At 72.5% G+C, this 20,991-nt stretch carries 23 protein-coding genes and 1 pseudogene; 7 read left to right on the top strand and 17 right to left on the bottom strand.

The window, feature by feature from the left end:
* Window positions 1–3 precede the first annotated feature (3 nt).
* Both ACWEKM_RS34255 and ACWEKM_RS34260 read left to right on the top strand, forming a co-directional pair.
* Complete coding sequence (locus ACWEKM_RS34255; RefSeq protein ID WP_451625196.1) at window positions 4–1,056, top strand: carbohydrate ABC transporter permease; 1,053 nt, start codon at window positions 4–6, stop codon at window positions 1,054–1,056.
* Complete coding sequence (locus ACWEKM_RS34260) at window positions 1,053–1,952, top strand: carbohydrate ABC transporter permease (protein ID WP_451625164.1); 900 nt, start codon at window positions 1,053–1,055, stop codon at window positions 1,950–1,952. The genes ACWEKM_RS34255 and ACWEKM_RS34260 overlap by 4 nt, the downstream gene beginning before the upstream one ends.
* A gap of 487 nt (window positions 1,953–2,439) precedes the next feature.
* Here ACWEKM_RS34260 and ACWEKM_RS34265 read toward each other — a convergent pair whose 3' ends face one another.
* From ACWEKM_RS34265 to ACWEKM_RS34280, 4 genes and pseudogenes are all read right to left on the bottom strand, one after another.
* A complete protein-coding gene (locus ACWEKM_RS34265) occupies window positions 2,440–2,955 on the bottom strand; it encodes a DUF4232 domain-containing protein (RefSeq protein ID WP_451625165.1) in 516 nt (171 codons plus the stop codon).
* A 250-nt stretch (window positions 2,956–3,205) separates the two neighbouring features.
* A pseudogene (locus ACWEKM_RS34270) lies at window positions 3,206–3,304 on the bottom strand (diacylglycerol kinase family lipid kinase); the annotation flags it as partial.
* Between the two features lie 3 nt (window positions 3,305–3,307).
* On the bottom strand, window positions 3,308–3,565 hold the full coding sequence (locus tag ACWEKM_RS34275) for a hypothetical protein (protein ID WP_451625166.1): 258 nt from the start codon (window positions 3,563–3,565) through the stop codon (window positions 3,308–3,310).
* Window positions 3,552–3,848, bottom strand: a complete 297-nt coding sequence (locus tag ACWEKM_RS34280) for a DUF6400 family protein (RefSeq protein WP_451625167.1) — start codon at window positions 3,846–3,848, stop codon at window positions 3,552–3,554. The genes ACWEKM_RS34275 and ACWEKM_RS34280 overlap by 14 nt, the downstream gene beginning before the upstream one ends.
* 247 nt (window positions 3,849–4,095) lie before the next feature.
* On the opposite strand from ACWEKM_RS34280, the gene ACWEKM_RS34285 reads away from it, so the two are divergent.
* The gene (locus tag ACWEKM_RS34285; protein WP_451625168.1) at window positions 4,096–4,596 is read left to right on the top strand and encodes a carboxymuconolactone decarboxylase family protein; all 501 of its coding nucleotides are present in this window, start codon (window positions 4,096–4,098) and stop codon (window positions 4,594–4,596) included.
* A 49-nt stretch (window positions 4,597–4,645) separates the two neighbouring features.
* Here ACWEKM_RS34285 and pgm read toward each other — a convergent pair whose 3' ends face one another.
* The 3 genes from pgm to ACWEKM_RS34300 all read right to left on the bottom strand — a co-directional run bounded on the left by pgm (window position 4,646) and on the right by ACWEKM_RS34300 (window position 8,894).
* The gene (pgm, locus tag ACWEKM_RS34290) at window positions 4,646–6,286 is read right to left on the bottom strand and encodes a phosphoglucomutase (alpha-D-glucose-1,6-bisphosphate-dependent) (RefSeq protein WP_451625169.1); all 1,641 of its coding nucleotides are present in this window, start codon (window positions 6,284–6,286) and stop codon (window positions 4,646–4,648) included.
* Between the two features lie 546 nt (window positions 6,287–6,832).
* Window positions 6,833–7,414, bottom strand: a complete 582-nt coding sequence (locus ACWEKM_RS34295; protein ID WP_451625170.1) for a kinase — start codon at window positions 7,412–7,414, stop codon at window positions 6,833–6,835.
* Window positions 7,415–7,784: 370 nt separating this feature from the next.
* Window positions 7,785–8,894 (bottom strand): GNAT family N-acetyltransferase, encoded by a 1,110-nt coding sequence (locus ACWEKM_RS34300; protein ID WP_451625171.1) that lies wholly within the window; start codon window positions 8,892–8,894, stop codon window positions 7,785–7,787.
* A gap of 440 nt (window positions 8,895–9,334) precedes the next feature.
* Between ACWEKM_RS34300 and ACWEKM_RS34305 the strand changes: the two genes are divergently transcribed.
* Window positions 9,335–10,027, top strand: a complete 693-nt coding sequence (locus ACWEKM_RS34305) for an alpha/beta fold hydrolase (protein WP_451625172.1) — start codon at window positions 9,335–9,337, stop codon at window positions 10,025–10,027.
* Window positions 10,028–10,243: 216 nt separating this feature from the next.
* Here the strand turns inward: ACWEKM_RS34305 and ACWEKM_RS34310 are convergent, their stop codons facing one another.
* The 5 genes from ACWEKM_RS34310 to ACWEKM_RS34330 form a co-directional block, all read right to left on the bottom strand.
* Window positions 10,244–11,482: a cytochrome P450 gene (locus tag ACWEKM_RS34310; RefSeq protein ID WP_451625173.1), complete on the bottom strand. Its 1,239-nt coding sequence runs from the start codon at window positions 11,480–11,482 to the stop codon at window positions 10,244–10,246.
* A 49-nt stretch (window positions 11,483–11,531) separates the two neighbouring features.
* Complete coding sequence (locus ACWEKM_RS34315) at window positions 11,532–12,923, bottom strand: NAD(P)/FAD-dependent oxidoreductase (RefSeq protein ID WP_451625174.1); 1,392 nt, start codon at window positions 12,921–12,923, stop codon at window positions 11,532–11,534.
* The gene (locus ACWEKM_RS34320; protein ID WP_451625175.1) at window positions 12,913–13,158 is read right to left on the bottom strand and encodes a ferredoxin; all 246 of its coding nucleotides are present in this window, start codon (window positions 13,156–13,158) and stop codon (window positions 12,913–12,915) included. The genes ACWEKM_RS34315 and ACWEKM_RS34320 overlap by 11 nt, the downstream gene beginning before the upstream one ends.
* Window positions 13,159–13,389: 231 nt before the next feature.
* Window positions 13,390–14,067 (bottom strand): hypothetical protein, encoded by a 678-nt coding sequence (locus tag ACWEKM_RS34325; RefSeq protein ID WP_451625176.1) that lies wholly within the window; start codon window positions 14,065–14,067, stop codon window positions 13,390–13,392.
* 167 nt (window positions 14,068–14,234) lie between these two features.
* A complete protein-coding gene (locus ACWEKM_RS34330; protein WP_451625177.1) occupies window positions 14,235–14,621 on the bottom strand; it encodes a cold-shock protein in 387 nt (128 codons plus the stop codon).
* A 414-nt stretch (window positions 14,622–15,035) separates the two neighbouring features.
* Between ACWEKM_RS34330 and ACWEKM_RS34335 the strand changes: the two genes are divergently transcribed.
* Window positions 15,036–15,257 (top strand): twin-arginine translocase TatA/TatE family subunit, encoded by a 222-nt coding sequence (locus tag ACWEKM_RS34335; protein ID WP_451625178.1) that lies wholly within the window; start codon window positions 15,036–15,038, stop codon window positions 15,255–15,257.
* 29 nt (window positions 15,258–15,286) lie between these two features.
* Here ACWEKM_RS34335 and ACWEKM_RS34340 read toward each other — a convergent pair whose 3' ends face one another.
* The 5 genes from ACWEKM_RS34340 to ACWEKM_RS34360 all read right to left on the bottom strand — a co-directional run bounded on the left by ACWEKM_RS34340 (window position 15,287) and on the right by ACWEKM_RS34360 (window position 19,359).
* Complete coding sequence (locus ACWEKM_RS34340) at window positions 15,287–15,964, bottom strand: lytic transglycosylase domain-containing protein (protein ID WP_451625179.1); 678 nt, start codon at window positions 15,962–15,964, stop codon at window positions 15,287–15,289.
* 134 nt (window positions 15,965–16,098) lie between these two features.
* A complete protein-coding gene (locus ACWEKM_RS34345; protein WP_451625180.1) occupies window positions 16,099–17,313 on the bottom strand; it encodes a TerD family protein in 1,215 nt (404 codons plus the stop codon).
* A 110-nt stretch (window positions 17,314–17,423) separates the two neighbouring features.
* Window positions 17,424–18,008 carry a TerD family protein gene (locus ACWEKM_RS34350; protein ID WP_451625181.1) on the bottom strand — a complete coding sequence of 195 codons (585 nt, stop codon included), beginning with the start codon at window positions 18,006–18,008 and terminating at the stop codon, window positions 17,424–17,426.
* Between the two features lie 40 nt (window positions 18,009–18,048).
* Entirely contained in the window at window positions 18,049–18,669 is a 621-nt protein-coding gene (locus tag ACWEKM_RS34355; RefSeq protein ID WP_451625182.1) for a hypothetical protein, read from the bottom strand.
* A 114-nt stretch (window positions 18,670–18,783) separates the two neighbouring features.
* On the bottom strand, window positions 18,784–19,359 hold the full coding sequence (locus tag ACWEKM_RS34360; RefSeq protein WP_451625183.1) for a TerD family protein: 576 nt from the start codon (window positions 19,357–19,359) through the stop codon (window positions 18,784–18,786).
* Window positions 19,360–19,635: 276 nt separating this feature from the next.
* Between ACWEKM_RS34360 and ACWEKM_RS34365 the strand changes: the two genes are divergently transcribed.
* Together ACWEKM_RS34365 and ACWEKM_RS34370 are read left to right on the top strand one after the other, a co-directional pair.
* On the top strand, window positions 19,636–20,019 hold the full coding sequence (locus ACWEKM_RS34365; protein WP_451625184.1) for a BlaI/MecI/CopY family transcriptional regulator: 384 nt from the start codon (window positions 19,636–19,638) through the stop codon (window positions 20,017–20,019).
* A gap of 4 nt (window positions 20,020–20,023) precedes the next feature.
* The gene (locus tag ACWEKM_RS34370; protein WP_451625185.1) at window positions 20,024–20,983 is read left to right on the top strand and encodes a M56 family metallopeptidase; all 960 of its coding nucleotides are present in this window, start codon (window positions 20,024–20,026) and stop codon (window positions 20,981–20,983) included.
* Window positions 20,984–20,991 lie beyond the last annotated feature (8 nt).

The raw sequence follows: 20,991 nt of genomic DNA on the forward strand, positions 1-20,991 counted from the left end.
GCCATCCACGCCCCGCGCGCGGGGCGCCGCCGCGGTGAGGGCCCATGGGGCTGGCTGTTCGTCAGCCCCATGGTCCTCGTCCTCGGCCTGTTCCTGCTGCTGCCCATCCTGATGGCCCTTTGGGTGAGCCTGCTGCACTGGGACGGGCATTCCAATCCGTTCAGCGGCCAGGCGAACTTCGTGGGCCTGGACAACTACCGGTCGCTGCTGACCGAGGACGGTCTCGACCGCACCCTCTTCGCGACCTCGCTGCGCAACAACGCCTACTACGTGTTGCTGACCGTTCCGTTGCAGACGGGCCTCGCCCTGGTGCTGGCGATCATCGTCAACCAGCGGCTGCTGCGTGCCCGCGGCGCCCTGCGCACCGCGTTCTTCTTCCCGTCGGTCACCAGCTCGATCGCGGTGTCCACCGTCTTTCTGTTCCTCTTCCAGGGCAGCGGGGCCGTGAACTCGCTGCTGTCCTGGATCGGGGTGAAGGGCCCGAACTGGTTCGCCGATCCGCGCGGGGTGCTCTCGCTGCTGCTCGGCGCCCTGGGCATCGTGGATCCCGAGCATCCCTCGGGCGCGCTGGCCGATCACTCCTTCCTCGGTCTGTCCTGGTTCCAGTGGCTGTCCGGGCCGTCCGTCGCGATGTGCACGATCATTCTGCTCGCCGTGTGGACCACCTCCGGCACCTTCATGCTGATCTTCCTCGCGGCGCTCCAGGACATCCCGCGCGAGCTGGAGGAGTCGGCCGCCATGGAGGGCGTCAACCGGATGCAGATGCTGCGCCATATCACTCTGCCCGCGCTGCGGCCGGTGCTGTTCCTCGTGCTCACCCTGGGTCTCATCTCCACCTGGCAGGTCTTCGACCAGGTGTATGTGATGGGTCAGGGCGCTCCCGGCAACACGACGCTGACCCCGGCGTTCCTGTCGTACTCGTCCGCCTTCGACGACGCCGACTTCGGGCAGGGCGCGGCCATCGCGTTCATCATGCTCGCCCTGATCCTGTGCCTGACCGCGTTGCAGCGCTGGGCGTTCAGGGACCGCGACGCCCGCACCAGGAGGAACCGATGACGTCGACGACACGGGCCGTCCGCACGCAGCACCGTCCGGTGCTCGGCCGGTATCCGCTGCCGCTGCGGATCGCGGGCTATGTCCTGGTGGCCGGGCTCGGGCTGCTGTACATCCTGCCGTTCGTCCTGCAGTTGGTGACCGGTTTCAAGACCGATCCCGACGCCGCGTCGCATCCGCTGTCACTGATGCCGGTCACCCCGACGACCGCCGCGTACCAGCGGCTGTTCGGCCTGAGTCAGGCCGGTGACGGGGTGCCGTTCCTGCGCTGGCTGAGCAACTCGGCGGTGGTGGCCGTCGTGGTCACCGCCGGGCGGGTGCTGTTCGACTCGATGGCGGGGTACGCGCTGGCCCGGCTGCGGTTCCCCGGGCGGGGCCTGCTGTTCGGGTCGGTGCTCGCGCTGATGGCGGTGCCCGGGGTGGCGCTGCTGATCCCGAAGTTCCTGGTCCTGAACACGTTCGGGCTGTTCGACACGTACACTGGCATGATCCTGCCGTTGCTGGTCGACGCGGCGGGCGTCTTCATCATGAAGCAGTTCTTCGAGTCGGTTCCCCGGGAGGTGGAGGAGGCGGCCCGGGTGGACGGCGCCGGTGTCTTCCGCACCTTCTGGTCCGTGGTGCTGCCGATGGCCAGGCCCGCCCTGCTGACCCTGACCATCCTGTCGTTCCAGAGTTCGTGGAACGAGTTCACGCATTTCCTGGTGGCCACGCAGTCCTCCCAGTACGAGACGCTCACGACGGGCCTCGCCCGGTTCGTCTCGGGCGGTCTCGGCGGTGGCACCCAGTACCCGCTGAAGCTCGCCGCGGCCCTGCTGTCGACCCTTCCGGTGGCGGCGCTGTTCTTCTGCTTCCAGCGGTACTTCGTGCAGGGAGCCAACTCGGGCGCGGTCAAGGAGTGACACCGAGGCGGGCAGTGCGCACACCGTGAGCAGAAACGATCAGGTCAGGGCCGGGCGGCCGGCCCGCTCCCCGGCATCGCGGCACGCCGGGCAAGGGCGCGTCGGCGACGCCGGGGAGCGGATCGTGATCAAGCACAACTCACCACAGCGGACCGTCGGGAGACCGCGGCGGCGGCTGCACGGGGCGTGATCCGCCGAGGCGGCGGGTCCGGCCGAGGCGGCGGGTCCGGCCGAGGCGGCGGGTCCGGCCGAGGCGGCGGGTCCGGCCGAGGCGGCGGGGCTGGCCGGTGTGGCGGGGCTGGCCGGTGTGGCGGGTCCGGCCGGAATGGCAAGCACCCGGGCGACTCCCGCCACCCCGGCCACCCCTGCCCGGCTGCTCTCGCCGGGAGGGCGCCCCGATCGTCGCGTGCGCCCGCGCCGGGGTCGATCACCCCACCGGTATTCGGCCCTCGGCCCTCGGCCGCCGGTGCCGCGTCACGAGCGTGTGCTATGGGGCCACCGGTGCGACCTGGAAGGTGCCGGAGCACACCTTCCAGCCGGCCGGCACCAGGACCGCCGCGCGGGAGCCCGGCGGATAGGTCCGCAGATAGGTTCCGGTGGCCCGGCAGGGCCCGCCGATGGGGCCGTTGGTCGTACGGATGACGGCCGACACCGCGTGGGCGGGGGCCAGCGTCACGGTCGACACGGCTTGTCCGGTGCGGGTGGCGGCCGCGCCTATCTGGTGATGGGCGGTGTCGAGAACGCTGACACCCGGGTAGCCGCGCAGCGTGCAGCGGCTGGTGCTGGTGTTGGTGAACCGGATCGGCCAGTACAGCGAGCCCGCGGCGCCCTCCTTGCGTCCCATGGACACATACAGGTCGCTCACCGTGCAGCTACGCGGTCCGGCCGGGGCCGCTGCCGTGGTCGTGGCCCAGGCGGCACCGGCCGCCGCGCCGCCCATGAGAAGGGCGGTCGCCGAAGCGATCGCGACGCGCCGGGAGAAGTGTCGTGAATGAATAAACATGCCATACCACCCCTATCGGGTGAATGGGTGGATGTGTGTCACTCTCTTGGATGCACGTACCCGCCGAAAAGTTGCACAGGCCGGCGAATCGTCGGCCGACGGGCCTCGGCCGGGCACCGGCGGGCCAGGACGTGGCACGCCTCCTCCGGCTCCCGGTACCGGCCGACGCCGGGGTCGTCAGCCGTACGCCCGTGTCGCGGTGCCGCCGGGCGGACGGCCTCCCGAAGCCGGTGCGGGCAGGGCCGCGGGCTCAGCACGGCACCGTGAGATCGCCGGGTCGCACCCTGGCCGTGACGGGCAGGAGGGCGTCGACCTCTCCGTCGGCCCCGTACGGGACGGGCCGGGCAGCGGATCAGGGGTGGGGCAGGTCGTCGATGGTGCGCCGCCGATCGGAGCGGGTGGCGCCGAAGCCGGTCTCGTGGTCCCAGAGGTGGGCGCACGAGGGGCATTGCAGATGCAGCAGGCTGCCGCTGTGGGAGAGCAGATATCGCCAGTGCTCGGCGCAGGTGCGCCGCTCGGCACAGGTCGCACAGCCGTTGCTGTCGTCGCAGTGGGGGCAGGGCACCCAGGCCCGGCGGCCGATGTCGGCCTGCGGGTCAAGCGGCAGCACGGCCGCCCCCGCGCGGCGGCAGCACACCCGCCGCGACCAGGTCGTCGTAGACGCGCTGCCGCTCCTCGTCAAGGCCGGAGTACAGCAGGGCGTACGCCGCCTCCTCGCCGCGCAGCACCTCGACCGGGTCCCAGTCCGGGCCGACGGCCTGTAGGACGTGGGCCCGCCGGTGCACCTCGTGCGCGGTGAGGTCGACCGCGAAGTCGAGCAGGGCGGAGCCGTCCGGCCGCCCGGCGGTGGGATCCTCGGGACCGGTGGGAGGTGTGGGGTCATAGGCGGACATGTGGCCGAACTTAGGTTTGCCTTCACCGCCACGGCAAGAGCGGGTGGGCGAAGTCACATGGCCGGGTCACCCGGCCGGCGCCGGGGAGCGGCGGGGAGCCGGAGGATCTCGATGCCCGCGGCGGGGCCGTCGCCCCCACCGAGGGTAGTTTCACTTTCAACATTCATGAGGTGATGATAGGACAGCACGGACGATCACCCGCCGAACGGCGATCACCCGCCGAACGGCACGGGACGAAGGAGCACACGTGACAGAGACGGCAGCGGCGACGGACACCGGACGACGGGTCTACATCGACAAGCAGAGCCCCGGCGCGTACCGCGCGCTGACCGCCACGGCCGAGGCGGTCCGGGAGGTCGCGGCCGAGGCGGGCCTCGACCGCGCCCTGGTCGAGCTGCTCAACGTCCGGGTGTCCCAGCTCAACGCCTGCGCCTACTGCCTCAGCCTGCACACCCGGGCGGCACTGCGGGCCGGCGAGACGACACAGCGCCTGGGCGTACTGCCCGCCTGGCGCGACACGGAGCTGTTCTCCCCGCGGGAGCGGGCGGCGCTCGCCCTCGCCGAGGCCACCACGCACCCCGCGGACGCCGACGCGCAGACCACCGCCTACGCCGAGGCGCGGGGCGTGATGTCGGACGACGAGCTGTCCGCGGTGATCTGGGTGGCGATCACCATGAACGCCTTCAACCGGGTCTCGATCATGAGCAAGCACCCGGTGCGCGGCGCGGCCCCGCTCGGTACGGCGTGACCGGCGCCGCCCCCGTCGCCCGGGGCGGCGCCGGGGGCGGGCGGGCCGGTCAGGCGCCGAGCGCCGCGAGGACCACCGCCCTGGCCTCCTCCTGGACCTGCCGGAGGTGGTCGGGTCCGCGGAAGGACTCGGCGTAGATCTTGTAGACGTCCTCGGTGCCCGAGGGACGGGCCGCGAACCAGGCGTGCTCGGTGGCCACCTTGATGCCGCCGATGGCGGCGCCGTTGCCCGGGGCCTTGGTGAGCACGGCGGTGACGGGTTCTCCGGCCAGCGTCTCGGCGGTCACCTGTGCCGGGGAGAGCTTCGCGAGAAGGGCCTTCTCCTCCCGGGAGGCGGGCGCGTCGATACGGGCGTAGGCGGGTTCGCCGAAGCGGTCGGTCAGCCGGGCGTAGTGCTCCGAGGGCGTCCGGCCGGTGACGGCCGTGATCTCGGAGGCGAGCAGGGCCAGGATGATGCCGTCCTTGTCCGTCGTCCACACCGAGCCGTCCCGGCGCAGGAAGGACGCGCCCGCCGACTCCTCGCCGCCGAAACCGAGCGTCCCGTCCAGCAGCCCGTCCACGAACCACTTGAACCCGACCGGCACCTCGACCAGCCGACGGCCGAGGTCGGCGGCGACACGGTCGATCATCGAGGACGACACCAGCGTCTTGCCGATCCCCGTCCCCGCGGGCCACTGCGCCCGGTGGCCGTAGAGGTAGGAGATGGCGACGGCGAGGTAGTGGTTGGGGTTCATCAGCCCCGCGTCCGGCGTGACGATGCCGTGCCGGTCGGCGTCGGCGTCGTTGCCGGTGGCGAGGGTGAAGCGGTCCCGCTGCTCGATGAGCGAGGCCATCGCGTACGGCGACGAGCAGTCCATCCGGATCTGGCCGTCCCAGTCCAGCGTCATGAACCGCCAGGTGGGGTCGGTGTGCGGGTTGACCACCGTCAGGTCGATCCCGTGCTCCTCGGCGATGCGGCCCCAGTAGGCGACGGACGCCCCGCCCAGCGGGTCGGCGCCGATGCGCACCCCGGCCGCCCGGATCGCGTCCAGGTCCAGCACGCTCGGCAGATCGCCGACGTAACGGCCCAGGAAATCGTACCGACCGGTGGTGGCCGCGCCCAGCGCCCGGGCACAGGGGATCCGCCGTACGTCCTTCAGGCCGCCGGTGATGATCTCGTTGGCGCGGTCCTGGATCCAGGAGGTCGCGTCCGAGGCCGCGGGGCCGCCGCTCGGCGGGTTGTACTTGAAGCCCCCGTCGGCGGGCGGGTTGTGCGACGGCGTGACCACCACCCCGTCCCCGAGGCCGGCGGCACGGTCCCGGTTGTGGGTGAGGATCGCGTGCGAGACGGCGGGCGTGGGGGTGTACCCGTCCGCGCTGTCGATCAGCACCGTCACATCGTTGGCGGCGAACACCTCCAGCGCGGTGACCTTCGCGGGCTCCGACAGCGCATGGGTGTCGGCGCCGAGGAACAGGGGGCCGGACACGCCCTGACCGGCCCGGTATTCGCAGATCGCCTGGCTGGTGGCGGCGATGTGGTCCTCGTTGAACGCGCTCGCCAGGGACGACCCGCGATGTCCCGAGGTACCGAACGCCACCCGCTGGGCCGGGTCGGCCGGGTCTGGGTGCAGCGCGTAGTACGCCGTGACCAGCCGGGCCACGTCGACCAGGTCCTCGGGCCGGGCCGGCGTGCCCGCTCGTTCGTGTGGCATGGGTCCGTTCCTCCGCGTCGTCGATCCATCGCTCGGCGTCCCATCTTTCCTCGCCGCGCCCCCGCTCCGCGAGTGGGTCCGGGTCTGGAACTCATCGACTTTGCGTCCGACGGCCCCCGGCCCCCGGCCCTGGTGTCCGGTGTCCGTTGTTCCGGTGTCCGGTGGGCAACGAGCGCTCGGGGCCGGGGCCGGGGTCAGCCAGGGTCCGGTCGGTGTCATGGGCGGAGGTCGGACGGCGGGCGGCTGACGTGCGTGGTGGGACGCGCCCGCGCGCATAGGCGAACCGTGGCGCGCCCAGCGTCGGCCACCGCTCGCGGTTGCGGCTGCCGTCCGCCGCGTCCGGGTCGGCCTCGGTACCGAACCGCGTCACGGCGCGGTAGGGGAGACATGTCCCGGGTGGCGGCGGCGCAGCCACATGCCCCGGGTGGCGCGGACCGGATGGCGGGGGGCACGCGGCCCGGCCAACGGGCTGCCGTCCGAAGGCGGTTCGCATGATCCTCGCGTCAACTGGCTGGCCGACACGGGACCTTGGCCATCACATCCCCGTCAGCGGTACCGCGCCGGAAGCCCCGCGAGGCCGGTGTCCTCCATGATGCGGTCGACGGTCGCGGCCAGGCTGCTGTCGGCGCCGACGACGGTCTCGGCACGGTCGGGCAGAAGATCCATCGGCCGGTACCAGTCGCGCAGTTGGTCCTCGCCCACCGCGTCCGCGATCGGCTTGGTGGCGTGCCGGGCGAGGGTCTCGGCGAACGGTACATGGAGGTAGTAGCCGTGGGTCGGGCCGATGGGGGTCCCCCCGCGCGAGCGGAGCCGAGCGTGGGGGAGGTCGGCGCGCAGCCGGGCGAGCATGTCGCCGTAGTGGTCCGCGTACAGGATGCCCTCCACCACCACGTGGTATCCGGCGTCCAGGGCGTACCGCGCGGTGAGGTCGATCAGGCCGATGTTCGCCGCGCCGGGCCGGTCGCGTTCGCGCAGCACGATGCGGCGCAGATTGTCCTGTCCGACCAGGGCGAGGCCACGGCCGAACCGTTCCCGGAGACCGGCCGCGACGGACGACTTCCCGGAGGCGCTGTTGCCGCGCAGCACGATCAGCCGGGTTTCCTCGGTGCCCACTTCCACGACGGCCACGCTACCGCCGCCCGGCCCGGCCGCCGTCGGCCGGTCAGTTGGCCACGGCCGACGGGCCGCCCGCCGCGCCATGCCCGCCTGCCACGCCGTCCCGCGCTTGGCGAAACCGCTGTCGGCGCCCCGCGCACGCCGCGCTCCCCCGCCCGGCGGCCGGCGGCCGGCGGCCGGCGGCCGACCGCACGGTCACCCGTATGGGGCCGTAGGAGGGAGCCGCCCGGCTGCCCCGGCAGTCGATCGACCTGTACGGGAAGGCCGTGCCTCGCCCGGCTCGGGCGCCACACCCCCGTCCTCGACCCGTCACCCGTCACCCGTCACCTTTCACCTGTCACCTGTCCTCGCTCCCCCGGGGCTTCGGGGCCGGGCGCCCGGATCAGGGAGCCGTGCGGCGCTCGGCGTGCTCGCGGCGCGAGCTGCGCAGCGCGCCGGCCGTCTTCAGCAGCTGGTCGGCCGGTGCGCGCAGCCGGGGATGTGCCAGGACGGTGTTCCGCAGCCCGCGCACGGGGCGGCGCCACAGCCGGTGGGCCGCCGCCACCGGGTGCGGGCGGGTGGCGAACCCCTCCCCCACGCGCAGTTCGCGGGTCTTCAGCCAGTCCTTGTACTCCTTGTCCCCGCGCCCCAGATCCACCAGCGTCACCCCGTGCCGCCCCGCCGCCTCGGTCGTGCGCAGGTGCATCATCAGGCCGGGCGAGTAGTAGTGGAGGTCCGGGTCGTAAGCGGTGAACCAGGCCGCGAGCACCATGCTCGACCTCGGTCCGAAGTGCGCGGCCACCGGCCGGTCACCGGCGTAGAGCACGGACAACACGCCGGTGAAGTGCTCCTCACGGACCCGGAACAGGTGCTCCGTCAGATCGACGATCCACGGCCGCGCGAACCGGTCCATCCGTCCCGTCCTGCGGTACTGGGCGGACTTCCACTCCATGAGCCGCCGCAGCATCCGGGGGTCGCGCTCGTCGAAGACGAACCGCACCTCGCCCACGTCCCGGCCGAGGCGACGCTCCTTCTTCAGTGTCGTCTTGGCCAGTCCCGGGTAGGCGCCGCGCAGCCACTCCGGATAGCCGCCGTCACCGGGTTTCACATCGATCACCGGTGAGGCGAACAGCCCGGTCACATGTCCGGCGAACGGCCGCTGCTCCGCCACGAGGTGGTCGAACTCGAAGATGGAGAGGCCGCAGGCGCGCAGCAGTTCACGGGTGTCCCAGGAGACACCGGGTAGGTGCACGAGCGCCTGGCGGTCGGACAGGCCCAGGCCGATGGCCCGGCCGGTCCCGAGGGCGGTGCGCTCGTAGGGGAGGAAGCCGACGGGCCGTCCGTTCTCGTGCAGCACCGCGACTTTCGCCCCGCCGCGGTGCCGGCCGATGCCCAGCGCGAACTCGGGGGCCAGGAAGGGGTTGGCGTACTCCGGTGACGCGTCCATCGCCCGGTGCCAGGCGCGCAGGTGGGTGTCGGTCAGCTCCTCGGGTCTGTGGATGGTGATGTCCACCTCAGCTCGACCGCCCTTCAGCCCGCCGGGCGCGGGACGTACCGGTGTCGAACCGGGCTGTCGGGACCGGTGCTCGATCTGGTGCACGGCGCATGGATCGCATCGGTGACCTTCCCCCCTGTGACGCGGCGTCCGCGTCCCACCACTTCTCTGGATGTCCGCTGGTCCGGATGTCCGCCGGCGCATGCCGGGTCCGCGGTCGTCGGGCCGTCGCCGCCCCGTATTCCGCATCGTGCCACGAGGATCAAACCTCGCGAATCAGCACGCACACTGTCAAGGGTGCCTGAAGCAGCGGAAGTTCGCGGCCCAAGCGGCGCACCCCGGCACGGCGGCCTACGCGCCCTCCCCGCGCGCACGGGTCCGGTCGGCGGCGCCGCCGGTGGTCCGGACGCCGGTCCGGTGACAAGATCGATGGAAGCCGGGTCGGAAGGGGCATATCGATGCAGTTGCACACCCGTCAGTGGGGCGACGGCGACCGGGTCGCCGTACTCGTCCACGGGATCATGGCGGACCACCGGACCTGGCGCCGCGTCGGACCGGCGCTGGCCGACCAGGGCTACCGGGTGGTCGCGGTGGACCTGCGCGGGCACGGCGCAAGCGGGTGGGGGGAGTACAGCGCCGACAACTGGGCCGACGATCTCGTCGACACCCTCCCGGCCGCCCCGGAGCTGGCGATCGGGCACTCACTGGGCGCGATGGCGCTCGCCGGCGCCGTCGAGCGGCTCGCCCCGGCTCGGGCCGTGTACTGCGACCCGGCATGGGAGATGAGGCCGGAGGCGGGCGCGGGGGCGGCGCGGTTCACGGCCTTCAAACACGCCACCCGGGACACGATCACCCAGCTCAATCCGCGCTGGGAGGAGGCCGACGTGGACGTGGAACTGGCCACGCTCGCGGCCTGGGATCCGAGGACCGCGCACGCGATCGCCGATGTGTACGCGGTCAGCCGGACGCCGGCCCGCCCGGTGGTGCCCTCATTGGTGCTGGCGGCCGATCCGAGCACCCTCGTATCCCCTGACCTACAGGGGCGGTTGACGCGGCGCGGCTTCGAGGTGCGGACGGTCGGCGGGGCCGGGCACACCCTCCACCGCGACGACTTCGACGGCTTCATGACGGCGCTGAGCGGCTGGATCTGAACGCGGCGGAGACGCCAGCCGCGCGCGGAGCAAGCAGCCCCAGCCCCGGGCCTTCGAACCGTGGGGGCGATCGGCCCCGGCGCACGGGCCGTTCGGCGCCTACGGCAGTGGCGGACCGGTCACGGGCCACCGGGGTGAGGCCGCCGCCCGCACCGCCTCGGCCCGGTGCGATCCGAGTGTCCGCGGAGCAGGTCCTCGGATCAGGGCAGCATCGGATCAGGGCAGCAGGTGGTCGAAGGCGACGTTCAGTCGGCGTGGGCCGCGCAGCAGCGCGTTCTCCCGGTAGGGCGGCGGGTCCTCGACGAGACGGGGGTTGTCCAGCCGCCTGGCCAGCTCGGACAGCGCGATCTGGGTCTCCATGCGGGCCAGCGGCGCGCCGAAGCAGATGTGGACGCCGCTGCCGAAGCCGAGGTGCTGGATGTCCCCGCGGTCCGGGTCGAACCGGTCGGGGTGGTGGAAGCGCTCCGGGTCACGGTTGCCGGCGGCGAGGACGAGCCAGATGCGCGAGCCCTTCGGGATCGTCACCCCGCGTATGTCGATGTCCGCGATGCAGGTGCGCTGCGTCACCAACTGCACAGGAGGCTCGTACCGCAGCAGCTCCTCCACGATCTTGACGGACCGGCCCGGGTCGTCGCGCAGCCGGTGCAGGTGCTCCCGGTGACGGAGCAGGGTGAGCATTCCGTTGGTGATCAGGTTCACCGTGGTCTCGTGGCCCGCGATGAGCAGCAGCACCGAGGTGCTGAGCACTTCCATCATCGTCATGGCGCCGTCCGAACCATGACGGGTCACCAGATCGGACAGCATGTCGTCGCGGGGGTCCTTGGCTCGCTGCTCGACCAGCCCGGCCAGATACATGCCGAGCTGCACGCGCGCCTCCTGTCCGACGCGCCGGTCGTCGTCGTTCTCGTGCGCGCGGACGGCCGGGTCCAGGCTCGCGACGATCGGGTCGACCCACGCGCGAAAGCGCGGCTCGTCCTCGCGCGGTACGCCGAGCAGCCGGCAGATCACGGTCACCGGGAACGGGTAGGCGAACTGGTCGACCAGGTCGATCTGCCGGGCATCCCCGAAGCCGTCGATCAGGTCGGTGACGATCTGGACGAGTTCGCCGTGCATCGAGTCCAGCCGCCGCGGCCGGTGCGGCGGGCCGAAGGAGCTGTTGGCGATCCGCCGCAGCCGGTCGTGTTCGGGCGGATCGAGCCGGATGAAGCTCGGCGGCAGTCCCGTCGCCTCCGGCCCGGCCGCCGCGTCGTCGCCGATCGCGGCGAGGTTGGTGGCATCGGAACTGATACGCGGGTCGTGCAGGAGGCTCTCGATGTCCCAGTAGGAGCTGATGACGTAGGGACCGCCGTCCTCCTCGTGCAGGACCGGGGTCTTGCGCAGCTCCTCGTACAGCGGGTACGGGTTGGCGCGGTTGGCGTGATCGGTGATCTGGCGCAGGAGCGAGGCGTGCGTCATGGGGGGGTCCTTGGGCGTGAGAGTGGCGAGGGCGGCGGCCGGGTGCCGGTCAGTGGCGACCCGGGGTGAAGACCAGGCGCCGGTCCGAGGGTGAGTAGCCGGTGAGGGTGACGGACGGGCCGTGCGTCGGCAGCGACGGGTCGGGGAAGTCGGCCGGAACCGGCCCCCGGCCCTCGGGGCGGCGGTCGACGGTCGGGAACTCCACCGGAAACGGCGCGCCCGTCTCGATCATCCGCTGGTAGAACTCCAGCCAGCGGGTGTTGTCGAAGCTGACGGCGGCGATGACCCGGCCCTGGTGGCCGTAGACACCGACGAACCGGCGCTCGGCGAGCGAACCCTGCGTGATCATGATCTCTTCGCCCATGGGCGGCACACCGACCGACTTGATGTTCACACCGAACTGTGCGGACCAGAAGGCCGGCACCCATAGGTGCGGCCGCCGGTCCGCGCCGTGGCTGATCATGTTGTGCGCGGCGACCTGGGCCTGGGCGACGGCGTTGCCCCAGTGCTCCAGGGAGAGGAACTGGTAGCCAAACAGGGCGTGCGGGGAACGGGCGACATCGCCCGCGACGTAGATGTCGTCGGTGACGATGCCCCGGAAGTCGAAGGCGCGGCAGCCCGCGTCGCAGGCGATGCCCCGCGGGCCCGCGCCGAGCCCCGATCCGGTGAGCCATTCCGTGTTGCGGGTCGCACCGAGCGACACGATCACGACGTCCGTCCCGACGACGCTCCCGTCGGACAGCTGGGCAACCCGTACCCGGCCCGCCGAGTCGCCTTCCAAGGCGGTGACCATGACACCGGTGCGCAGATCGACGCCGTTCTCCCGGTGCAGGTCGGCGGCGACCGCGCCGACCACCCCGCCGAGGGCGCCCACCAGGGGCCCGTCGGCCCGTTCCGCCACGGTGACCGCGATGCCCCTCTCCCGGCAGGCGGAGGCGACCTCCGAACCGGCGAAACCGGCGCCGATCACCAGGACCCGGCGCGGCCCGGCCTTCAGCCGCCGGTACAGGCAGGCGGCGTCGTCCCGGGTGCGCAGCACGAAGACGCCGTCGAGCCGGGACTCGTCCTCCTTGGGCCAGGGCCGGGCGCGCACGCCGGTGGCGATCAGCAGCCGGTCGTACTCGACCTCGTCCCCGTCGGCCAGCCGTACCTTTCGGCCCGCCATGTCGAGGCCGGTCGCCGGGACGCCGAGCCGCCATTGCGCGTCGGTCGCGCGGCGGTGGGGCAGCGCGGTGTGGTGCGCGGACGCCTTGCCGAGCAGCACCGCCTTCGACAACGGCGGCCGGTCGTAGGGCTCGTACGGCTCGTCACCGATCAAGGTGAGCGATCCGGCGAAACCCTCCTCGCGCAGCGTCTCGGCGGCCCGCAGCCCCGCGAGCGAGGCGCCGACGACGACGATCCGGCCCTCGCGCCTGAGCCACTCGATGTAGTCAACGGGCATCGCTCGCCTCCGGGGCGGGTCCGGCGGGCGGGTCGGCGAGGCCGTCGAGTCCGTCGGCGGTGATCGCCTGCACGGGGCAGGCGGCGACGGCGCGGGCGAGCCGCTCGCGCTGGTCGTCCGCGGCCCGCGGGTTGTACACGAGCGACTCCTCGCCGTGCATGGTGAACACGTCCGGCGCGAGGAACGCGCACTGGGCGTATCCCTGGCACTTGTTGAGATCGACCACAAGCCTCATGCCGCGTTGCCCTTTCGGCGACCGGGTCCGTCGTGCGCCGCCCGTTCGGTGGCCGCTTCCGGACGGCGGTCGTCTCCCCCTGGCCAGGATGGGAGCGGCGGCGCGGGCTCCGCTCGCCGGGGCCGACCGATCGAGTGACGGACCGCGACTCCGGCACGGGGGCACGGCTTCGGCCCCGGGGCCGCGGCTTCGGCACGAGGGCGCGGCTCCGGCACGGAGGCACGGCCGGGTTCAGGTCGCCGCAGCCACGGACGGCTGGGGGCGGTTGCTGACGACGAGGATGTAGCCGCTGAGGACCAGCGACCACGCCGGGAACACCAGCTCGACCCAGGGGACGTTCGAGGAGATGAAGAGCAGGATGAGCGTGGTGAGGAAGCCCAGCAGGGTCAGCCAGCGCGGCAGCACGCCGCGGCGGTACCCGAGCACCGACAGCGAGCAGGTGAAGACGGCCGCCATGCGCATCGCGTATCCGGTCATCAGGGTGTACGCGAGATGGCTGCCGAAGGCCAAGGTCGGCGGGCCCGACACCGTACCGGGGGTGCGCACGATGTCCAGTGCGGCGTCGGCCGCCGCTGCCGCCCCGAACAGGGTGGCGACGAAGAGCAGGCCGCTGCCGAGGAAGACGGTGGCGAGGAACCGGTCCTCGGCCTCGCCCAGGTGGCTGCGTACGACACCGGCGAACCAGAGGAAGAAGATGCCGGCGAACGGCACGAGCGCGAGCGCCGTGTGCACCGCGTCGTGACTCGCCGAGTCGGTGAAGCCGACGGCGGTGGCCGCGTCGACGCCCTCGGGGATGCCGATCCGGATGAGGACGATCGCCGCGGCGAGCAGTAGCGCGAAGACGACCCCGGCGAGCCCGGCGGCCCGTGGGGTCTGCAGTGCCCGCTCCCCCGACGCCGTTGTCTGCATGGGCGGCTCGCTTCCTCTGCGGCGGCTGATGCCACCAGCAAGCCGCCTTCCGCCCCCCGCCGCCACCGGAACACGTCCGAACGGCACACCCGGCGACCCGCCCGGGACTGCGGTGTCCCCCGGGAGGAGGGGCGGCCTGCGCCCCGGCACCCCCGGAGGGAGGGAGATCAGTCCTCGGTCCAGCCGTGTTTCTTGGCGAACTGGAGGAACTCGCGGCGGATCTGCACGATCTGCTGCCCCGTCAGGGTCGGCGCCGTCTGGAGCAGCAGCTCCGTGATCTCGTTGGTGAACTCGACCGTCTGCAGTACGTCGCAGAGCGTATCGTCACCGACGGACCCCGACGCGGACCCGGCCCGTGCCGTCGCCCCCGGTGCCAGCCGGATCGACGACGCCTTGGGGCCCCGCTCGCCCTCCTCGATCTCGAACTCGACCGCGAGTCCGGTACGCACCATGGACTCGGGGATAAGAAGGTCGTTCACATGCAGAAAGACGTCCTCGTCCCCGTGTTCCGGGGCGATGAACCCGTATCCGCGAACGCTGTCGAACCTCACCACACGGCCTGCTGACACACCAACCCCCAGACAACCCGGGCCACCTGCCCGAACGAAGGCGCCCGATTTTAGCAGCCGCCCCGAGCCCCTTCATCCGGGCGGGGCATGCGGCTCACAACGCCCGCCACGGCGACGGCGGTCGGCGCGGCCCGGCGGTGGCAGGGAAGGCCGTCGGCACGGCGAGCGCGCAGGCCGTAGGCCAGGTACCGCAGAGGGCCGCAAAGCACCGGATCCGCGTCGGCACCGTACGCAGGACCGCTGCGTATCCGTCGGCCCATGACCGGCCGGCGGGCAGCGGATTCGGCGGGCGGGCTTGTTGAACGATCTCCCTCCGGGAGAGACTTCTACAACCATGTAGATTGCAGGTGTCGCCGGTACGCCGTGCCGGTCGGCTCCGCCACCGGGAGGGCTTTTCTGATGTTCGGCTTGAGCGAACTGGCCATGATCCTCATCGTCGTCATCGTGGTCCTTGGCATCAAGAAACTGCCCGAACTGACGCGTTCGGCGGGCAAGGCGGCCCGGATCTTCAAGAGCGAGGCCAAGGCCCTCAAGGAACAGGACGCGCCGAGCGGCTCGTCCGCCGCGGGTGGCGCGGTCACCGGCACCGTGGTCGACCGGGACGGCTCGCCCCGCGCCTGACGGTACGGGCGCACGGTCACGCGGGCGCGTCAGGCGCCGACCGCCCGGCCCGCCCTGGCCCAGTTGGCGTGGAGCTTGTCGAGGTATGCCTGGGCCTGGCCGCCGGGCGGCGTACCCCGGGCGAAGGCCAGCATGTTGCCGGCGCCCGTGTTGTAGCCCAGGGCCAGCAGCTCGCTCCTGTCGTAGGAGGCGGGCCACTGGGCGGGGAGCCGGGCGCCCAGATCGTGCAGGTACCACGCCTCGGCCTCTATCGCGAGGTCCCGGTCGTCGGGCAGCTCCTCCCATCGGCGGCCCGCGAAGTCCCGGCCCTGCTTGACCTCGTCGAAGGCGGCGCGGTGCATGTTCGCGATGCCGAAGGAGGCGTCCGGCTTGTACTTCTGCCAGGCCCGCTCCAGGCTCGGATCGTGCGGCTTGTACGCCTCGTTGTAGAGGATCGCCATCAGCAGCTGGGCGCTGACGCGGGTGCGTCGGGCCCAGTCGCGGACCTGGGGAGCGTAGTCGGCGGGGTCGTAGGAGGACGCCGCCGCCGCGGACGCGGTGGCCGAGGGTCGGCCGGTCGGCTCGGGCGAGGGGGTGGCGGACGACCCCGCGGGCGGCGGGGCGTCGCCCTGCGGGGTGTTGGCGGCGCGCACGATGACGTACACCGCGAGGGCGAAGACCAGCACGGGCAGCCAGCGCCAGCGTCTCGGCACCCGGGAATCGGACATGTCCCGTCCTCTCTCGCGTCCTTCCCTCGACACCAGCACCCTTGTACCCCACCGGGACTAAGACCGACGTGAGGCTGTGCCGCGCGGCCCCGGACCTCTCCCGCCGCGCCGCGCTGCCGCGGCGGGCCGGCCGGTCACTCCTCCTCGTAATAGTTGTTGACCACGACCTCGGGTTCGTCGTCGGAGAGGGCCTCGTTCAGCAGGGCGCCGCCGACCAGGCCCGCCGCGCCCGCGCCGATGAGCGCGCCGGTGCCGAAGCGGCGTCCGCCCTGCTGCTGTTGGTCGCCGTGCGGGGCCGGGTAGCCCTGCTGCGGATACCCCTGCTGCCCATGGCCGGGCTGCGGATAGCCCTGCTGCATCGGCTGTGGGTAGCCCTGCTGCATCGGCTGCGGATGCCCCGGCTGGGGCGGCGTGTAGAACGGCGGCGCCGTGGTCTGCACCCGCTGCGCGCAGCCGCCGCACACCTGGACCGGGCGCGGCACGCCCCACTGCGGGGACCAGGTCACCATCGTCGCGCCGGGGCCGTGGTCGGGGTCGAAGAAGCAGGTCACGGGGGAACTCCCTGGGGGGTGCGGTGAGCCGGGGTATACCGGGGCGGGTGTCGCGACGAGGGTCGGTGTCGGCGCCACGGGTGCCGCTGTCGGCGCCACGAACGCGGGCGGCGGCGCCACGGACGCGGGCGGAGCGGTAACGGGCGGCGGCTCGGGCGCCGGCGTGCTCGCCTTCGGCGGGGTGATGGGAGCCGGGCCGGGGTTCAGGGTGGGGTCCGGGGCGGGGTCCGGCTCGCGCAGGACGTCCACGCCGTAGTCGGCGGCGATGCCCGCGAGCCCGGTGGCGTACCCCTGCCCGACCGCGCGGAACTTCCATTCCGCGCCGTGCCGGTACAGCTCGCCGAAGACCAGCGCGGTCTCGTTCACCAGGCTGCCGGCCGCGAGGTCGTAGCGGGTCAGCTCGGCTCCGCCGTGCCGGTCGAGCACGCGGATGTGCGCCCGGTGGACCTGCCCGAAGGACTGGCCGCGGGCCGCGCCCTCGTAGAGGGAGACCGGGAAGACGATCTTCGCGACATCCGCCGGGACACCGTCGAGGTCGACCTGGATCTGCTGGTCGTCCGCGCCCACCGGGGCGCCACCACCACCGTGCCGGACCGAACCGTCGGGGCTGCTCGGATTGTTGAAGAAGACGAAGTGCTCATCGGACAGCACCTGGCCCGACCCGTCGCACAGCAGCGCGCTGGCGTCCAGGTCATGGCCCGTGCTCGCCTGCCAGCCCAGGCCGATCGTCACCGCGGTCAGGCCCGGGGCCAGTCGGCCCAGTGCCACGTTGCCGCCCTTGGTCAGGGGCACACTCATGCACGTCCTCCGCTGCCGCTTCCGCGTACCGTGTTCGTCGTGATCAACGGGAGCCCGGCCCTTACAGTTCCCCGATTGCGCAATGCGTGAAGTAGTCGCATGCGTCCGGATCAGAGGTGGCCGACGATGGTGGGCAGCAGGTCCTGGAAGGTCCGGCCGGCTGCGGGCTCCCCGATGGCCTTCATCTGCCAGCCGTCCGTCCCTCGGTACAGCTTGGCCATGATCTGCGCGGTGTACGTGCCGCCGCCGCTGAGGGTGTAACGGGCCAGTTCCTGCCCGGTGTTCTCGTCGAGGAGCCGACAGAACGCGTTCTGTACCTCGGCGAAGGTCTGTCCGGTGAACGAGTTGACCGTGAAGACGATCTGGTCGACGTGCACGGGGACGCGGGCGAGGTCGACGAGGATGACCTCGTCGTCGCCGCCGGCGCCGCTGCCGCCGGTGAGGTTGTCGCCCAGGTGCCGCACGGATCCGTCGTCACTGGTCAGATGCTGGAAGAAGGCGACGTCGGCGAGCTGCCCGGCGGCGAAGAGCAGCGCCGAGGCGTCCAGGTCGATGTCCCGGGAACCGGCCAGCTTGGCCAGGAACCCCTTGCGCTGGGCGGCCTGCCAGCCGAGCCCCATCCGGACGGCGCTGAGCGCGGTGCCGTCGGGCTTGCTCAGACTGATCTGCTGACCCTTGCTCAGATTGACCGACATGCGTCGTCTCGCTTTCTTTCGCTGGGTGTTCGAGGGATGCCTACGGGTCGAGGGATTCGGGCAGGCGGCGGCGCAGATAGGGCAGGACGCCGCGTTCCAGAAGCGCCTCGTGCCACCGCCGCCTGGCCTGCTCGATGTGGGCTGCGTGGGCTGCGCTCACCGGCCCGGGCGTTCCGGTCGGGCCACCGGCCCGGTCCGGGAGCGCCCGGGGCAGCGTCGACAGGCCGAGCGCGGCGGCGGCCACCGCGACCACGGCGAGCGTCCAGCCCGCCGAGCGGACCGAGCCGGCGAACCGGACGGCCGTCTCGGCGCGGAGCAGCCCGTAGCCGATGAACAGGAGAACGGCCGCGGAGACGGCGGAGATCAAGGGCAGCAGAGCGGCCGGCGGCAGCCCGGAACCGGCGGCGGGTGGGCGGCCTTCGGTCCGGGAAGTCCGGCGGGCGGCCGTGGCGCGGGCGGCCGCATAGGCGCGGTACTCGCCAGGGGCCGCGGCGACGATCTCGGCGTCGGCCGCAAGCGCCCACGCTCGCAGCCGGGTCGCGGCCCTGCCGGTGGGATCGGCGCTCAGGGCCGAGCGGATCTCCGCGGTGCCCAGGGCCGAGCGGAGCACCCGCTCGAAGTCCGCCCGGTCTGCCGGGCCCAGGCCCGACACGCCGCTCACCCACTCCCCCGACCGGCAGGAGGGCCCGCTCGACGCGGGCCCTGGGCCGGCGATGCCGGCGGGTGAGGGCCCGGGGCGCGGCCCTCACCCGGGTCTTCGGTGTGCCTCGCCCCCTCAGACATCGACTCCGAAGTCGGCGGCGATGCCCGCGAGGCCCGAGGCGTACCCCTGGCCGACCGCGCGGAACTTCCACTCGGCGCCGTTGCGATACAGCTCGCCGAAGACCATCGCCGTCTCGGTCGACGCGTCCTCGGACAGGTCGTAACGGGCGATCTCGGCGCCGCCCGCCTGGTTCACCACGCGGATGAAGGCGTTGCGGACCTGCCCGAAGCTCTGACCGCGCGACTCGGCGTCATGGATCGACACCGGGAAGACGATCCGCTCGACCTCGGCAGGCACGGCGGCCAGGTCGACCTTGATGGACTCGTCGTCGCCCTCCCCCTCACCGGTGAGGTTGTCGCCGGTGTGCTCCACCGAACCGTCCGGGCTCTTGAGGTTGTTGTAGAAGACGAAGTGCTGGCTCGAGGGGACCTTGCCCGCCGAGGTCAGCAGCAGCGCGGACGCGTCCAGGTCGAAGTCGGACCCGGTGGTGGTCCGTACGTCCCAGCCCAGCCCCACCAGCACCGCGCTCAGGCCCGGCGCCTCCTTGCTCAGCGAGACGTTGCCGCCCTTGGCCAGGGAAACACCCATGGTTCATTCCTCCACACACGTTCTCGACTCGGGTCTGTGTTACGGCCCGAGCTAGAATCTACAGCACTGTAGAAGTAATCGCGGAGCGGGCGCGTGCGGAGGTGACCGAATGCGCCACACGGCTCCACGGCGGGCCGGGGACGTCTGGTGACGCGGCGCCACCGGCGGTATCGGGCCACGGGCACGCGTTCCGAGCGGGTCGGGGCCCTTGGCTCTATACGATGTGACGCCCCCGGCGCGAGAAGCCGGGCGGGCGCAGCAGAAGGGAGACAGCGCGTGACGAAGCCGGATCCGCGCCGTCCGCGCCGGGCACAGGGCGCGTTGGAGACACAGGTGCTCGTGGCACTCCACGAGGCCGGCGGCCCGGTGACCGCGGGCTGGGTGCAGGACCATCTGGCCGCCGACCTCGCCTACACCACCGTGATGACGGTGCTGGCCCGGCTGCTGGCGAAGGACGCCGTCACCCGCCGGCGCGAAGGCCGCTCGTTCGTGTGGCTGCCCGCCGCGGACGGGGCCGGTCTCGCCGCACTGAAGATGCACAAGGTCCTGGACGGCGAGCGGGACCGCAGGGCGGTGCTGGCCAGCTTCGTCACCACCCTGCCACAGGACGACGAGCAGTTGCTGCGCGAGCTGCTGGACCAGGCCGGCGACGAGGACTGACCGCATGGGGATCTTCGTCTTCCTCCCGCTGGTGCTGCCGCTGACCGCCTGGCCGATCGCACGGCTGGCCGAGCAGCGCCTCCATCCCCGGACCGCGACGCTGCTGCTGACCGGCGTCTCCTCCGTCATGGCCCTGTGCAGCACCGTGTGTCTGGTGCTGCTGATGGTGGTCGGCACCGCGCAACTGCCCGGCAATCCGCTGCCGGACGGCTGGTCGGACTCCGAGGTGCGGGAGAGCGTCCCACGCCACGAGATCGTCGGCAAGGCCGCGATTCCCGCGCTGGTCGCGGTGGTCGGCGGGGCGCTGCGCACCCTGCTGCACGACCACCGGTTACGGCGCCGCGCCCACCAGGCCCTGGCGGGACTGCCGCGTACGGAGGTGGCGGTGCTGCCCGATACCGAGCCGTACGCCTACGCGCTGCCGGGCGGCCCGCGCGATCGCATCGTCGTCTCGACGGGCATGCTCGCCCGCCTCGCCCCGCGGGAGCGCCGGGCTCTGTTCGCCCACGAGCGCACCCACCTGGCGGCCGGCCACCACCGCCAGCTGCTGCTGGTCCGGCTGGCCGCGTGTGCCAACCCCTTCCTGTGGCCACTGCGGAAGGCCGTGGCCTATACGACCGAGCGCTGGGCGGACGAGGCGGCGGCCCAGGCCGTCGGCAGCCGCCGGGCCGTCGCCCGGGCGATCGGCAAGGCGGCGCTGGTCACACATGGCACACCCGCGACAGTGTTTGCGGCGTTTGCAGCGTTTGACACGTTTACCGCGTTCGCGGCTCCGGGTCCGCTCCCCCGCCGGGTCGCGGCCCTGCTCGGTCCGGCCCCCGCCGTGCGCCCCTGGCCGCCCATCTTCACCGCCGTGGGCCTGGCGCTGTGGACCGCCGCGACCGGGGCGCTCCTGTCGGCGATGTTCTCGGCCAACGCGACGGTCACGTTGCTGCTGCTCCTGCACGCGGCCACGCCCCTGTGACACGGATC

The sequence above is a fragment of the Streptomyces sp. NPDC004752 genome (assembly GCF_053601275.1).